Raw genomic sequence first — 763 nt, forward strand, 5'->3', positions numbered from 1 at the left:
CTCAGTTGGTTCCAAACTTGTGCGATCGACAAACCATATTGAGCCAAGCGCTCGTCTGGCATATCGATATGTACAACGCGAGGTTGAATGCCGTGTAGCTCGATCTTTTTGATGCCGTCGACGGCTTTGATTTGGCGTTGCAGCTCTTCGGCGTAGCGACGCAACTCTTCTGGCGCAGCATCTGTGCTGTGGATAGAGAAAAGCATACCGTAGACTTCAGAGAACTCGTCTTGTACTACGCTGATCTGCGCGCTGGAAGGTAGCTGCAGTTTTACATCGTCCACTTTGCGTCTCAATAAGTCCCATTCCTGCGGAAGTGCTTTGGAGTTAAGGCTCTCTTTGAGGTCAACAAAGACCATAGACAAACCTGGGCGAGACAATGAGCGCAAGCGATCCAACTCCGCCATTTCCTGCAATTTGGTTTCCACGGTATCGGTGACTTGGTGCTCGACTTCTTCGGGAGACGCACCCGGATAAAGGGTCACGACTACCGCAGTTTTTACCGTAAAGCTCGGGTCTTCCAACTTGCCTAAGTCGAAGTAAGAATAGATGCCAGCGATCACGCTCAATACGATAAAGAACAGAACGAACTTACGTTGGCGAATCGCGAATTCAGCTAAATTGATCATGGATTCGCACCTACAACGTCTTGATGGTCAGGTTTGGGGCGGCATCGCCCTCGCTCAGATAATGGCTACCGCTGATCACCACATAATCGCCTTGCTCAAAACTTCCGGTCACACACGCTTGGTATGCGTCGATA

Annotated in this window: 1 protein-coding gene and 1 pseudogene; both read right to left on the reverse strand. The window is 50.2% G+C overall.

All coding sequences use genetic code 11. From position 1 onward, the window contains the following. Positions 1 to 629: efflux RND transporter permease subunit (locus R7Q48_RS26805; RefSeq protein WP_318133273.1), on the reverse strand; the 629-nt coding region annotated here is incomplete at its 3' end. A 10-nt stretch (positions 630 to 639) separates the two neighbouring features. Further along, positions 640 to 763, reverse strand: a pseudogene (locus R7Q48_RS26810) (efflux RND transporter periplasmic adaptor subunit); the annotation flags it as partial.

The organism is Vibrio sp. 378, assembly GCF_033339435.1.